The sequence below is a fragment of the Hydrogenophaga sp. Root209 genome, from assembly GCF_001428625.1.
Classification (GTDB): domain Bacteria; phylum Pseudomonadota; class Gammaproteobacteria; order Burkholderiales; family Burkholderiaceae_C; genus Hydrogenophaga.
Window position 1 is genome coordinate 124,614 of sequence record NZ_LMIE01000001.1, and the last position, 12,699, is coordinate 137,312.

Annotated in this window: 14 protein-coding genes; 3 read left to right on the plus strand and 11 right to left on the minus strand. The window is 66.4% G+C overall.

The features are described from left to right. Positions 1 to 5: 5 nt before the first annotated feature. Complete coding sequence (locus tag ASE11_RS00645) at positions 6 to 1,094, minus strand: alpha/beta fold hydrolase (RefSeq protein ID WP_056264304.1); 1,089 nt, start codon at positions 1,092 to 1,094, stop codon at positions 6 to 8. 157 nt (positions 1,095 to 1,251) lie between these two features. On the opposite strand from ASE11_RS00645, the gene ASE11_RS00650 reads away from it, so the two are divergent. Continuing rightward, a complete protein-coding gene (locus ASE11_RS00650; protein WP_056264308.1) occupies positions 1,252 to 2,241 on the plus strand; it encodes a hypothetical protein in 990 nt (329 codons plus the stop codon). A 7-nt stretch (positions 2,242 to 2,248) separates the two neighbouring features. Here the strand turns inward: ASE11_RS00650 and ASE11_RS00655 are convergent, their stop codons facing one another. Continuing rightward, positions 2,249 to 2,740 carry a VOC family protein gene (locus ASE11_RS00655; protein WP_056264312.1) on the minus strand — a complete coding sequence of 164 codons (492 nt, stop codon included), beginning with the start codon at positions 2,738 to 2,740 and terminating at the stop codon, positions 2,249 to 2,251. Positions 2,741 to 2,885: 145 nt separating this feature from the next. Between ASE11_RS00655 and ASE11_RS00660 the strand changes: the two genes are divergently transcribed. Then, on the plus strand, positions 2,886 to 3,206 hold the full coding sequence (locus tag ASE11_RS00660) for an SMR family transporter (RefSeq protein ID WP_056264316.1): 321 nt from the start codon (positions 2,886 to 2,888) through the stop codon (positions 3,204 to 3,206). A gap of 7 nt (positions 3,207 to 3,213) precedes the next feature. Here ASE11_RS00660 and ASE11_RS00665 read toward each other — a convergent pair whose 3' ends face one another. The 7 genes from ASE11_RS00665 to ASE11_RS00695 all read right to left on the minus strand — a co-directional run bounded on the left by ASE11_RS00665 (position 3,214) and on the right by ASE11_RS00695 (position 10,767). Next, positions 3,214 to 3,483 carry a VF530 family DNA-binding protein gene (locus ASE11_RS00665; RefSeq protein WP_056264320.1) on the minus strand — a complete coding sequence of 90 codons (270 nt, stop codon included), beginning with the start codon at positions 3,481 to 3,483 and terminating at the stop codon, positions 3,214 to 3,216. Further along, positions 3,480 to 4,424, minus strand: coding sequence for a glutathione synthase (gene gshB, locus ASE11_RS00670; RefSeq protein WP_056264323.1), 945 nt, complete (start codon positions 4,422 to 4,424; stop codon positions 3,480 to 3,482). The genes ASE11_RS00665 and gshB overlap by 4 nt, the downstream gene beginning before the upstream one ends. Beyond that, the gene (locus ASE11_RS00675) at positions 4,421 to 5,608 is read right to left on the minus strand and encodes a benzoate/H(+) symporter BenE family transporter (protein WP_056264326.1); all 1,188 of its coding nucleotides are present in this window, start codon (positions 5,606 to 5,608) and stop codon (positions 4,421 to 4,423) included. The genes gshB and ASE11_RS00675 overlap by 4 nt, the downstream gene beginning before the upstream one ends. Positions 5,609 to 5,760: 152 nt before the next feature. Then, a complete protein-coding gene (locus ASE11_RS00680; protein ID WP_056264327.1) occupies positions 5,761 to 7,629 on the minus strand; it encodes a potassium transporter Kup in 1,869 nt (622 codons plus the stop codon). Positions 7,630 to 7,760: 131 nt separating this feature from the next. Further along, positions 7,761 to 9,053, minus strand: coding sequence for a glutamate--cysteine ligase (gene gshA, locus ASE11_RS00685; protein ID WP_056264329.1), 1,293 nt, complete (start codon positions 9,051 to 9,053; stop codon positions 7,761 to 7,763). Positions 9,054 to 9,186: 133 nt separating this feature from the next. Next, entirely contained in the window at positions 9,187 to 9,462 is a 276-nt protein-coding gene (locus tag ASE11_RS00690) for a DUF2277 domain-containing protein (RefSeq protein ID WP_056264331.1), read from the minus strand. Between the two features lie 24 nt (positions 9,463 to 9,486). Then, positions 9,487 to 10,767 carry a glutamate-5-semialdehyde dehydrogenase gene (locus ASE11_RS00695; protein WP_056264335.1) on the minus strand — a complete coding sequence of 427 codons (1,281 nt, stop codon included), beginning with the start codon at positions 10,765 to 10,767 and terminating at the stop codon, positions 9,487 to 9,489. Between the two features lie 124 nt (positions 10,768 to 10,891). On the opposite strand from ASE11_RS00695, the gene ASE11_RS00700 reads away from it, so the two are divergent. Next, entirely contained in the window at positions 10,892 to 11,218 is a 327-nt protein-coding gene (locus tag ASE11_RS00700; protein ID WP_056265552.1) for a hypothetical protein, read from the plus strand. A gap of 3 nt (positions 11,219 to 11,221) precedes the next feature. Here ASE11_RS00700 and ASE11_RS00705 read toward each other — a convergent pair whose 3' ends face one another. Continuing rightward, positions 11,222 to 12,118 (minus strand): NAD(P)/FAD-dependent oxidoreductase, encoded by an 897-nt coding sequence (locus tag ASE11_RS00705; RefSeq protein WP_056264338.1) that lies wholly within the window; start codon positions 12,116 to 12,118, stop codon positions 11,222 to 11,224. After that, the gene (locus ASE11_RS00710) at positions 12,105 to 12,590 is read right to left on the minus strand and encodes an Rrf2 family transcriptional regulator (RefSeq protein ID WP_056264341.1); all 486 of its coding nucleotides are present in this window, start codon (positions 12,588 to 12,590) and stop codon (positions 12,105 to 12,107) included. Before ASE11_RS00710 ends, ASE11_RS00705 begins: the two co-directional genes overlap by 14 nt. Positions 12,591 to 12,699: the final 109 nt, after the last annotated feature.

Sequence of the window (12,699 nt, forward strand, 5' to 3'; positions counted from 1 at the left end):
GCGACTCAGGTCGCCCGGTCGCGCACGTAAACGATGGCCTCGGCCCGCGTGCGCACGCCCAGCTTGTCGAAGATGCTCGACACCTGGTTGCGCACTGTCTTTTCGCTCTTGCTCAACTGCTGCGCGATGGCCGGGTTGTCCAGGCCGAGCGCCACGAGACGCAGCACTTCGCGCTCGGCCGGTGTCAGCGCGGCATCGCCGCTGCGCGGGGTGGCATCGTCCCGCGCGGTGCCCAGGAATCCGCGCAGTTCGGTCAGAAACACCGGCCACGCCGGCTCGGTGTCCAGCAGCACGTGGTTGTCGCTGTCCAGCGGCACAAAACGCGCCCCCGGGATCAGTGCCGCCAGCCGAAGCCCTTCGTCGAAGGGCACCCGCGCATCACCACGCGCATGCAGCACCAGCGTGGGCACGCGCAACTGGCGCGCGAGCTCGGTCACGTCGACGCGGTGAAACGCCTCGAGCGTGCGCGCGGCGTTCTCGGGGCTCGCGGTCAGGCGCTCCAGTTCGTTCCACCACTGGTGCTGCGCTGGCGTGCCGCCGGGGATGAACTGGTTGGTGAACACCTGGCGGAAGGCGTCGTTGTCGCGACCCCAGCCCAGGCGGATGAGGTTGACCAGCGTCTCGGCCTCCAGCCGCTCGGCGTCGCTCGTGGCGCGCCGCAGCGCACCGCGCGCGTAGGCACCGGGCAGCACCAGGTGAGACACCTTGTCGGGGTGGCGCACGGCGTAGGCAATGGCCACCGCACCGCCCTGCGACATGCCAATCAGCGGAAAGCGGCGCAAGCCCAGGCTGTCGACCACGGCCTCGAGGTCGCCAACCCAGGCGTCGAGCGAGAAGTCGGCCACCGAGCTGTCGGACAGGCCGCAGCCACGCTGGTCGTAGCGGATGTACTGGTGGTCGCGCGCGAACTCGGCCAGCCAGGGCCGCCAGACGGGGCTGTGCAGATCGTGTTCAACATGGCTCAGCCAGTGCGCGGCGCGCAACAGCGGCGGGCCCGACCCGATCGACGCGATCGCGATGCGGGTGCCGTCGGCCGCGCTGCAGAAGCGCAGGCTCTGACGCAGGTTCCAGGGGGGGCTCGGAACGGCGGGCATGCGCCATTGTCTCGCGCCTGGGTCCTTCGTCCCATGCCTGAGCGCCTGCGATTTCCCCCCGACGGGGGGCTTGGGACATCCGCCCCATGCGCCGGCACGCGCGGCGGGGAATCCTTCGTTCACGTCGATTCGACGGATTCCACCGAGAGGAAACACCATGGAAACCCACCCCACCCCCCTGGACATCCCGCGCTACGCCAAGACCATCGAGGTCTCCAAACGCATCCGCTGGGACATCGACCGCGACGTGATCCGCGGCCGCCATTTCGACCTGGCCCACACCTTCCTGCCTGACGGGCTGTCGCTGGCCGACGAGCTGCCTTTCCTGAGCCCGACCGAGCACTGCTTCCTGAGCCAGGTGCAGGGCCGCACCTACGCCAACATGTTCGGCTTGGTCGAGCGCTTCATCAGCGCGAAGATGCTGGAGGTAAGCCGCGACCACTGGCTCGGCGACCAGACCGCGCTGGAAGCCATCGTGCGCTTCACCGACGAAGAGCTGAAGCACCAGGAACTGTTCCGCCGCATCGAACTGCTGGTGGGCGCCGACATGCCGGCGGGCTACCGCTTCGACGTGTCGCCCAACGACGTGGCCGCGTTCGTGCTGGGCAAGAGCACCTGGGCCGTGCTGGCGCTCACCTGCCACATCGAACTGTTCTCGCAGGCACATTACCGCGCCAGCATCGATGCCGCCGAAGGCCTGTCGCCGTTGTTCAAGGACGTGTTTCTGTTCCACTGGCGGGAAGAGTCTCAGCACGCGATCATCGACGAGCTGGAGTGGGCGCGGGAAGACGCCAAGCTGGCGTCCGATGCACAGCGCGATGCGGCGGTGGACGACCTGATCGCGCTGGTCGGCGGCGTCGACGGCATCCTGCAGGCCCAGGCCAAGGCCGATGCGGCGTACTTCCTGAACGTCAGCGGCATGGCAGCGGAAGGCGAGCGCGCCGAGCAGGTGAACGCCACGCTGCTGAAAGCCTACCGCTGGCAGTACATCGTGTCCGGCACGCTGGAGCCGCGCTTCCAGACCATGCTGGGCAGCCTCGTCAGCCAGGCGCAGATGGCACGCATCCAGGCCGCGCTGGCACCGCTCTGCTACGCTGTGCCGGTGCGCACGGAGGCCATCCGCGCCATGAGCGCGACGGTGCACTGACCGCGCTTCACGGCGGGCTCTTGCCCTGCCGTGCCGCCTCGATCGCCGCGATGTCGATCTTCTGCATGGTCATCATCGCGTCGAAGGCGCGTTTGGCCGCCGCGCGATCGGGGTCGGTGATGGCCGCGATGAGGGCACGCGGGGTGATCTGCCATGACACGCCCCAACGGTCCTTGCACCAGCCGCACGCGCTTTCCTGGCCGCCGTTGCCCACGACCGCGTTCCACAAGCGGTCGGTCTCGGCCTGGTCGTCGGTCGCGATCTGAAAAGAGAAAGCTTCGTTGTGCTTGAACATCGGGCCGCCATTCAGCCCGAGGCAGGGAATGCCGGCCACGGTGAATTCGACCGTCAGCACATCCCCCTGCTTGCCGTCCGGATAGTCGCCCGGCGCATGCAGAACGGCGCCCACCGCACTGTCCGGGAACGTCTGGGCATAAAAGTTGGCGGCGTCCAGGGCAGCGCCGTCGTACCACAGGCAGATGGTGTTCTTGCTCGTCATGATGTGACTCCTGAAGAGTTGAGCACGCAGCGTACGCCACTGCTCCAACAGAGTCCATCAGGGGGACAAACCGCCCCTTCCTGTGGCAGAGTCCTCGTTCCCCGAAAAATGCCGTACCCAAGGAGACCACCGATTGAACGCCTGGATGATGCTCGGACTGGCCATCGTGGCCGAAGTGATCGGCACCACCGCTTTGAAAGCGAGCGAGAGTTTCACGCGGCTCGTGCCTTCGTTGATCGTGGTGGTGGGTTATGGCGTGGCGTTTTACTGCCTCGCGGGGGTGCTCAAGAGCGTGCCGGTGGGCATCGCCTACGCGGTCTGGTCGGGCCTGGGCATCGTGCTGATCACCGCGGTGGCCTGGTTGCTCTACGGTCAACGCATCGACGCGGCCGGTCTGATCGGCATGGGCCTGATCATCGCCGGGGTGGTGGTGCTCAACGTGTTCTCCAAGGCCACGGCGCACTGAGCGCGGCTCAACCCCGGCCGGCCCGGCGCTCCTCGCGCAGCATGAACAGGTAGAGGCCTTCCACCTTTTCGCGCGCCCACGGTGTCTTGCGCAGGAAACGCAGGCTCGAACCCACGCTGGGATCGACGTTGAAGCAGCGCACGGGGATGCGCTGGCCGAGCTCTTCCCAGCCGTAGTGGTCCGCGAGCGCGGTGACGATGGCTTCCAGCGTCAACCCGTGCAGCGGGTTCCTGGGTTGAGCCGGCGCGTCGGCCGCTGCGTTGTCTTCTTCGCTCATGCCATGGCTGCTTCAAGCGCATCCACAAACATCGCCGGCACATCAAAGCCCGTCTGCTGCTGGATTTCCTGGAAGCAGGTCGGGCTGGTGACGTTGATCTCGGTCACCTTGTCGCCGATCATGTCCAGCCCCACCAGCAGCAGGCCGCGCGCGGCCAGCACAGGCGCGATGGCCTCGGCGATCGCGCGGTCGGTGTCGCTCAGGGGCTGGGCCACGCCCTTGCCACCCACCGCCAGGTTGCCGCGCAACTCGCTGCCCTGAGGAATGCGCGCCAGCACGAAGGGCGCGACCTTGCCGGCAATGAGCAGCAGGCGTTTGTCACCGTCCACGATGGCCGGCAGGTAGGCCTGCACCATCACGCTCACGGCGCCGCCCTGGTTGAGCGTCTCGGTGATGGAGCCCAGGTTCATGCCGTCGGGGCCGACGCGGAAGATGCCCATGCCGCCCATGCCGTCGAGCGGCTTCAGGATGATGTCCTTGTGCTCGGCGTGGAAATGGCGGATGGCCTCGGGCGAGCGCGTCACCAGCGTGGGCGGTGCGTACGCGGCGAACTCCATGAGCGCGAGTTTTTCCGGGTGGTCGCGCAGCGCGCGCGGGCTGTTGAACACCTTCGCGCCTTCGCGCTCGGCCTGCTCCAGCAGGTGCGTGGCGTAGAAAAATTCGCTGTCGAACGGTGGATCCTTGCGCATGAGCACGGCGTCAAACGTGTGCAGGGCTTCGCGGCCCTGGTGCAGCACGCGGTACCAGTCGTCGGCCGCGCCGGTCAGCTCGATGCGGCGCACCAACGCGGTCACGGGCTGACCGGTCTGCCACTGCAGGTGCTGCGGCTCGCAGGCCGCCAGCGTGTGGCCGCGCTTCTGCAGCTCGCGCATCATGGCGAAGGTGGTGTCTTTGTAGGTCTTGAAGGTGACCAGCGGGTCGGCGACAAAAAGGATGTTCATGGCTTGCTTTTCTGACGAAGGCCGTACTGTTGCACAAACAGCGCAAGGGCGCCGGCCGCCACACCCCAAAAGGCCGAGCCGATACCGGCTATCACCACGCCGCTGAGCGTGACGAGAAACGTGATGAGCGCGGCTTCGCGGTGCGTGTCGTCCTTCAAGGCCGCGTGCAGCCCACCGCCGATGCTGCCCAGCAACGCGATGCCGGCGATGGCCAGCACCAGTTCGCGCGGGAAAGCGATCAACAGGCCCGTGACGGCCGCGCCGAACAGGCCGATCAGCACGTAAATGGCGCCACAAGTCACGGCGGCGGTGTAGCGCTTCTTCGGATCGGGATGCGCTTCGGGGCCCATGCAGATGGCGGCGGTGATGGCGCTGAGGTTGAGCGCGAACGCGCCAAAGGGCGCGAGCAGCAGCGTGGCCACGCCGGTGAGCGTGATGATTCTGGAGATCGGCATGTTGTAGCCCGCTGCCCGGATCGCGGCCACGCCGGGCAGGTTCTGTGAGGCCATGGTGACCACGAACAGCGGCAGCGCCAGGCTGGTGAAGGCGGCCAGTGTGAACACCGGCATGGTGAACACCGGTCGGGCCAGCTCCAGCGTGAGCGAGCCGGCGTTGAACTGGCCGCGCAGCACCACATACGCCACCGACACCGCCAGCGTGATCACCACCGCGTAGCGCGGCGCCAGGCGACGGCCGAGCAGGTAGGCCAGCAGCATGAGCACCACCAGCACCAGTGCGGTTTGCGCGGCGGCAAAGGCCTGCAGTCCGAAGCGCGCCAGCACGCCGGCGAGCAAGGCAGCTGCAATCGCCATGGGGATCCTGTTCATCACGCGCTCAAACCAGCCGGTGGCGCCCGCCACAGTGATGAGGGCCCCGCACACCAGGAAAGCGCCGATGGCCTCGGCCATGGAGAAGCCCCCCGCGATGCCGGCCGTGGCCAGCACGGCGGCACCGGGCGTGCTCCAGGCCACCATGACCGGCTGCCTGAGGACGAGCGAGGGAATGGCCGAGGTGAGGCCCATGCCCAGGCCCAGCGCCCACATCCACGAGGTGATCTGCGCCGGCGTGGCACCGAAGGCCTGTGCGGCCTGGAAGACGATGGCCACCGAACTGGTGAAACCCACCAGCACCGCGACGAAGCCGGCGGTGGCGGCTGAGAGGTTGAGGTCTTTGAAGAATGGCATCGGGCGATTTTGCCCAGTGCGCCCCAGCTTCCGTTCGCCCTGAGCCTGTCGAAGGGCTTGCAAAGGTGCTGGCGAGGGCTTGTGCTCCGATCATCCTGAGCCTGTCGAAGGACAGGCTCAGCCCGAACGGAGGGGGGGCGTGCAGGACAGCTTCAGATCTCTATTTTCGAACCCAACTCGATCACCGCGTTGTTCGGCAGGTGCAGGAACTGCGCGGCCGCGCTGGCGTTGTGGTGCATCTGGGCAAACAGCTTTTCGCGCCAGGGCGCCATGCCGCCGCCCAGCGTGGGCGTGACGACGTCGCGCGACAGGAAGTAACTGGTCGTCATGGGCTCCATGGCACAGCCGTGACCCCGCATGAGCTGCAGCGCCTTGGGCACGTCGGGCTCGTCCTTGAAGCCGTAGTTCAGCGTCACGGCCCAGCAGTCATGCCCCAATGGTTCCATCTGCAAGCGTTGTCCTGGCGCGATCCAGGGCACCTCGTGGCTGCGCACGGTCACAAACAGGTTCTGCTCGTGCAGCACCTTGTTGTGCTTGAGGTTGTGCAGCATGGCGTTGGGTACGTTGCCCGGCTCGGCGGTGAGAAACACCGCGGTACCCGACACGCGCACCGGCGGGCTCACGAACACCGCCTCCAGAAAGCTCGGCAGGTCCAGCGCCTCGGCCTGCTGGGCCTCCCCCATGAGGCTGCGCCCGCGCTTCCAGGTCATCATGAGCATGAACACCAGGCCGCCGATGAGCAGCGGGAACCAGCCGCCGGCGAACAACTTGAGCAGGTTGGAGGTGAAGAACGCCAAATCCACCATGAAGAAGAAGCCGGTGGCGGCCACGCACAGCCACAGCGGGTACTTCCAGCCGTAGCGGATCACGTAGAAGGTGAGCACGGTGGTGATCAGCATGTCCAGCGTGACCGCGATGCCGTAGGCCGCCGCCAGGTTGGTCGACGACTTGAACATCACCACCGCCAGCACGATGGCGGCAAACAGGCCCCAGTTGACGAAGGGCATGTAGATCTGGCCGGTGTCGTGCTCGCTGGTGTGCTGCACATGCAGGCGTGGCAGGTAACCCAGCTGCATGGCCTGTTTGGTCACGCTGAAGGCGCCGGTGATGAGCGCCTGCGAGGCGATGACGGTCGCCATGGTGGCCAGCAGCACCAGCGGCAGCAGCGCCCAGTCGGGCGCCATGTTGAAGAACGGGTTCTTCACCGCCTCGGGCCGTGCCAGCAGCAGCGCGCCCTGGCCGAAGTAGTTCAGCGTGAGGCAAGGCATGACCACCAGAAACCAGGCCAGGCGGATCGGTTTCTTGCCGAAGTGGCCGAGGTCGGCGTAAAGCGCCTCAGCCCCCGTCACGCACAGCACCACGGCGCCCAGGATGATGAAGGTGGTGCCCGGCTGCTGCCACATGAAGCGCAGTGCGTGGTGCGGGCTGAGCGCGGCCAGGATCTCGGGGTGGTCCACGATCTGCACCACGCCCAGGCCCGCGATGGTGACGAACCACACCACGGTGATAGGACCGAAGAACCTGCCGATGCCGCCGGTGCCGCGCTTTTGCACCGCGAACAGCGCGAACAGCACCACCAGCGTGATCGGCACCACGTACTGGCGGAAGGCGGGGGAGATGACTTCGAGACCCTCGACCGCAGATAACACCGAAATGGCCGGGGTGATGACACCGTCGCCGTAAAACAGCGCGGTGCCGAAGATGCCGATGGCCAGCAGCGTCTGGCGCAGTTCGGGCCGGTCTTTCACCGCGGTGGAGGCCAGCGCCAGCATGGCGATCAGGCCGCCTTCGCCGTGGTTGTCGGCGCGCAGCACCAGCACCACGTACTTGAGCGAGACGATGACGGTGAGCGTCCAGAACAGGATGGACAACACACCGTAGACGTTGGCGTGGGTGAACGGGACGTGGCCGGATCCGAAGACCTCCTTGACGGCGTACAGCACGCTGGTGCCGATATCGCCATAGACCACACCGATGGCGCCCAGGGTGAGCGCTGTGAGAGACGATTTGGTTGCTGACACAAAACAACCCCGGCCTTGCGGCGCGGGGCAGGTTGTCTGGGGATCGCGATTTTGCGCCCCCCTTGGGGCCCGTGTCTGTCGGCCCCGGGCTCTAAAGTGCCTTCGCGGCGCTTATGTTGCGCCGCAGCAACTCACTCGTAGACCTCGGCGTCCGGGTCGGTGGCTTCAAGCTCGTAGCTGGCGGCCAGCATGGCCAGTCGGCCGATCACGCCGTACATGTAGAAGCGGTTGGGCACGCTGGCGCCGGGTTTCACACCGGGCTGCGGCAGCTGAGCGCTTTGCTCGAAGGCCAGCGGCACGTAGCTGGAGCCGGGCGCGTTGAGGTTTTCGTCCACGCCACGGTCGGCGTGCACGCGGTAGAAACCGCCCACCACGTAGCGGTCCATCATGTAGACCACCGGCTCGGCCACCGCGCTGTTGATGCGCTCGTTGGTCAACACGCCTTCCTGGATGATGACCTCATGCACCGCCTGCCCGCCCTGGGCCACGGCCATGCGTTCCCGGGTCTTGGGCGAAAGGTTGTCCAGCTCCTTGGCGTCGCGCACGGTGAGGATGCCCATGCCGCCGGTGCCGTTATCGGCCTTGATGACGACAAATGGCTTCTCGTTGATGCCGTATTCCTTGTACTTGCGGCGAATCTTGCCCAGCAGCGCGTCGGTGTTGCTGCGCAGGCACTCCCGGCCGGCGTCGGTGTTGAAGTCGACCTGGCCGCACTGGTTGAACATCGGGTTGATGAGCCAGTGGTCCATGCCCAGCAGCTTGCCGAATCGCTTGGACACCTCCTCGTACGCCTTGAAGTGGTTGCTCTTGCGCCGCGTGGGCCAGCCGCCGTGCAGCGGGGGCAGCAGGTACTGCTCGTGCAGGTCTTCCACGATGCCGGGCACACCGGCGCTGAGGTCGTTGTTGAGCAGGATGGTGCAGGGGTCGAAATTCTTCAGGCCCAGGCGCCGCTTGCTGCGGATCAGCGGCTCCAGCACCACCTTTTCGCCGCCCGGCAGCTCGATGGTGGTGGGCACCTTGATGTCGTTGGACATGGAGCCCAGCCGCACGTTGAGGCCGGCCATGTAGAAAATGCGCTGCAGCTGAGCCAGGTTGCTCAGGTAGAAGGTGTCGCGCGTGTTCTCGGGGATCAGCAGCAGGTTCTTGGCCTCGGGGCAGATCTTCTCGATCGCGGCCATGGCCGCCTGCACCGCCAGCGGAATCATCTCGGGCGTGAGGTGGTTCCAGCCACCGGGGAAGAGGTTGGTGTCCACCGGCGCGAGCTTGAAGCCGGCGTTGCGAATGTCCACCGAGGTGTAGAACGGCGGCGTGTGCTCCATCCACTCCAGCCGGAACCAGCGCTCGATCACCGGTGTGGACTCGAGAATGCGCTGCTCAAGCTCGTTGATGGGGCCGGTCAGGGCGGTGACGAGGTGGGGAACCATAGGGAAAAGGCCTGCGGTGGCAACGGGTGGGGGTAGTCAGTGTAATGGGGCCGTATGACACCCATTTCAAGGCAAAGACACCTGCTTGCCCGGCTTCTTTCGCGCGACCTTCTGGCCGGAACCGCCAGTGGTCTTACCGGGCAGGCCCGAAGCGGGCGGCCGTGCGGGCGCGGGCCTTGGCCGCCTCCACGTCGCGGTCACGCGGGGCGGCGGTGGTGCGCAGCGAGTGGATCAATTCCCTCGCCGTGCCAGCCACCTGCTCCACCGCCCTTTCGAAGGCGGCCTCGTTGGCCTGTGAGGGCACGTTGAATCCGCTGAGCTTGCGCACGAACTGCAGCGCGGCGTCGCGAATCTCCAGCTCCGTGGCGGGCGGCTCGAAGTTGAACAGGGTCTTGATGTTGCGGCACATGGACATCTTCCTCCCGGTCTGGCATCAGCCCCGAACTTCACCCTCGCCCAGCACCACGTACTTCAGCGAAGTCAGCCCCTCCACACCCACCGGCCCGCGCGCGTGAAACTTGTCGGTGGAGATGCCGATTTCGGCACCCAGGCCGAACTCGAAACCATCGGCGAAGCGGGTGCTCGCATTCACCATGACGCTGGCCGAATCCACCTCGCGCAAAAACCGCTGGGCGTGCATGTGGTCGGTGGTGAGGATGGCGTCGGTGTGGTGGCTGCTGTAGTGGTTGATGTGGGCAATGGCCTCGTCCACACCCTCGACCAGCTTGATGCTGATGACCGGCGCCAGGTATTCCTCGGACCAATCCTGCTCGGTCGCTTCCTTCAACTGGGCGCCTTTCACGGCGGCCAGGATCGTTTTGGCGTCCGGGCAGCAGCGCATCTCCACACCCTTGGCCGCGAAGATCGCGCCGATCCTGGGCAGGAAGTCGGCCGCCACGGCGCGCGCCACCAGCAGGCTTTCGGTGGCGTTGCAGGGGCTGTACTTCTGCGTCTTGGCGTTGTCGGCCACGGTCACCGCCATGGCCACGTCGCAGGGGTCGTCCACGTAGGTGTGGCAGTTGCCGTCCAGGTGCTTGATCACCGGCACCTTGGCCTCGGCGCTGATGCGCTCGATCAGGCCCTTGCCGCCGCGCGGGATGATCACGTCCACGTACTGCGGCATGGTGATGAGATGGCCCACGGCGGCGCGGTCGGTGGTGGTCACGAGCTGCACCGCATCGGCCGGCAGGCCGGCATCGACCATCGCGCGCTGCACCAGCGCGGCCAGGGCGCGGTTGGATTCGATGGCTTCGGAGCCGCCGCGCAGGATGGCCGCGTTGCCGCTCTTGATGGACAGCGACGCGGCCTCGATGGTCACGTTGGGCCGGCTCTCGTAAATCATGCCGAACACGCCGATCGGCACCCGCATCTGGCCCACCCGGATGCCGCTGGGCATCTGCTTCATGCCGGTGATGTCGCCAATGATCTCGGGCATGGCGGCGAGCTGCTCGCAGCCCTGGGCACAGGTCTCGATCACTTTGGGCGTGAGCTTGAGGCGGTCCACCAGCGGCTCGGCCAGGCCGGCGGCCCGGGCGCGCTCCAGGTCCTTGGCGTTGTCCACCTGCAGCGCGTCCACGTTGGCGCGCAGCAGGGCGGCCAGGCCGAGCAAGGCGCGCTGCTTGGTGGCCGCGCTGGCCTTGGCCATGAGCGCCGAGGCCGCCTTGGCCTGCTGGCCCAGGGTGTGCATGAGTTCGGTGGTGTTGGTCGCGTTCATGCACAGGATTTTCGCAGAGGGGCGGCGCTTGTGTCGGCCAAGGGCTCAAGTTGCCGCTGTGCCGGTCGATATGCCTGTTGAGATCCGCGCCCATCCGCCCTCCAGCACCACGCCCACCATGTCCATGTCCGTCTCCTCAGGCACCTCGGCCGTCGCCATCGGCCTGAGCGGCATGCGCGCCGCGCAGCTCAAGCTGGACTCCCACGCCCACAACGTGGCCAACGTGCAGACACCGGACTTCCGGCGCCAGGTCACGGTACAGACGGCGCGGCCCGACTCGGGCGGTGTGGACGCACAGATCGGTCGGGAGACCGAGGTGTCAGCACCCTTTGACCGACTCGCCGAAGACCTGGTGGGCCAGCGCGTGAGCCTCTACAGCTTCGCCGCCAACCTGCGCGCGGTGCAGACGGAAGACCGCATGCTGGGCACGCTGCTGGACACCCGGGCCTGAGGTTCAGAACATGGAGGCCCGATGCGCTCCAAATGCTGCCATCACGCCATCGGCCACCGCCAACGCCACGTTGCCCGCCGCCCGGGCGGCGTCTCCACACGCAAAGACGTTGGGAATGCTGGTGGCCTGCGCCTCACCCGTCTTGATGAACGGACCCATCGGACCCTCGTCCATGGCACACCCCAGTTGCTCGGCCAATGGACTGCTCATCGTCGTCCGCGGCTGCGTGAAGAGTCCGTTCATCGGGAGCTTGCGACCGTCTTTGAGCACCACGTCGGCGAGGCCTTCGATGCGTTCGATCGGCGTGCGCTCAAGCTGGGTGCCTCGACGCGCCAACACCGCGAGTTCGTCCTCGTTCGGTGAATAGGCCCCATTCAGGAAGAGCGTGGTGGCGCCCCAGTCCGGCAGCATGACGGCATGGTGATGGGCCAATGACGAAGTGGCCACGATGCCGATGCGACCCGCATCCATCTCGTATCCGTGACAGTACGGGCAATGGAACACACTGCGCCCCCAGCGCTCTGCCAGACCCGGAATCGGTGGCAGCTCGTCGCGCGCACCGGTGGCGAGGATCAGTCGGGCGGCGCTGATCCTGGTTTCGCCGACGCGAAACGCCAACCGACCGTCAGGCTCAACCCAGGCCTGTTCCGCGACACCGTCCATCCAGCGCACCGTTGCATAGCGCATCAGTTGCTGCCTGGCGTCAGCGGCGATCTCGCCGGGCGCGCGACCATCTTGCGACAGGAATCCGTGTGAAGTCTCGCCCGCCTCATCCACAAAGCGGTTGCGCCGCTGACCCGCATCCACCACCAGAACGTCACGGCGCGCGCGCGCCAGTTGCAGGGCTGCAGAGAGTCCGGCGTAGCTGCCGCCAATGATGGCGAAGTCAACCCGCTTCATGAGCATGCCCTCCGAGATGGTGCGGACCAGATCCTCCGGTTGCCCGGTGGTGCGCCATTCGCTGGTGAAAGTCGTTGGACAGCGTGGCCAACGTCACCGCGCCGAGACGCTTCAACAAAACTGCCTCGGCCGCCAGCACGGCGCCGCTGAGCGATTCTTGAACCGCTTGAGCAACCAGGCATGTTGGCCGGTCCTCGCGAAACCCGAGCGACACGAGCGCCGGTGCGCCCAGCGCCTCGTGAACGTCGCGCAAGGTGATGCGGTCCAGCTCGCAGGACAGCACCCACCCGCCGCCATGACCCTTGGCTGAAGCAACGAAGCCGGCCTGCCGCAGGCCAGACATCAGCCGGCGCAGCACCACCGGGTTGGTCTGCATCGCCGTGGCCAGCATCTCGGAGGTGGCGGGCCCATCGTGTTCTGCCATGTGCAGCAGCACATGCAGGACGTCTGAAAGTTGACTGCTCTTTTTCATGCAACATTATTAGTTGCATAATAAAGGCATTGCCGTCGTCAGGGCTTCTGCTCAGGACATGTTCGTCGATCCAGAAAAAACAAAGGCCCAGGGAGCTCCCGCTCGCGGG

Coding starts and splice junctions, on each gene's coding strand:
- ASE11_RS00675 (WP_056264326.1), bottom strand. CDS start 5,608: ATGCCATTCTTCAAAGACCTCAACCTCTCAGCCGCCACCGCCGGCTTC.
- ASE11_RS00705 (WP_056264338.1), bottom strand. CDS start 12,118: ATGAAGCGGGTTGACTTCGCCATCATTGGCGGCAGCTACGCCGGACTC.
- ASE11_RS00710 (WP_056264341.1), bottom strand. CDS start 12,590: ATGAAAAAGAGCAGTCAACTTTCAGACGTCCTGCATGTGCTGCTGCAC.
- ASE11_RS00650 (WP_056264308.1), top strand. CDS start 1,252: ATGGAAACCCACCCCACCCCCCTGGACATCCCGCGCTACGCCAAGACC.
- ASE11_RS00660 (WP_056264316.1), top strand. CDS start 2,886: ATGATGCTCGGACTGGCCATCGTGGCCGAAGTGATCGGCACCACCGCT.
- ASE11_RS00645 (WP_056264304.1), bottom strand. CDS start 1,094: ATGCCCGCCGTTCCGAGCCCCCCCTGGAACCTGCGTCAGAGCCTGCGC.
- ASE11_RS00665 (WP_056264320.1), bottom strand. CDS start 3,483: ATGAGCGAAGAAGACAACGCAGCGGCCGACGCGCCGGCTCAACCCAGG.
- ASE11_RS00695 (WP_056264335.1), bottom strand. CDS start 10,767: ATGAACGCGACCAACACCACCGAACTCATGCACACCCTGGGCCAGCAG.
- gshB (WP_056264323.1), bottom strand. CDS start 4,424: ATGAACATCCTTTTTGTCGCCGACCCGCTGGTCACCTTCAAGACCTAC.
- ASE11_RS00700 (WP_056265552.1), top strand. CDS start 10,892: ATGTCCGTCTCCTCAGGCACCTCGGCCGTCGCCATCGGCCTGAGCGGC.
- gshA (WP_056264329.1), bottom strand. CDS start 9,053: ATGGTTCCCCACCTCGTCACCGCCCTGACCGGCCCCATCAACGAGCTT.
- ASE11_RS00655 (WP_056264312.1), bottom strand. CDS start 2,740: ATGACGAGCAAGAACACCATCTGCCTGTGGTACGACGGCGCTGCCCTG.
- ASE11_RS00690 (WP_056264331.1), bottom strand. CDS start 9,462: ATGTGCCGCAACATCAAGACCCTGTTCAACTTCGAGCCGCCCGCCACG.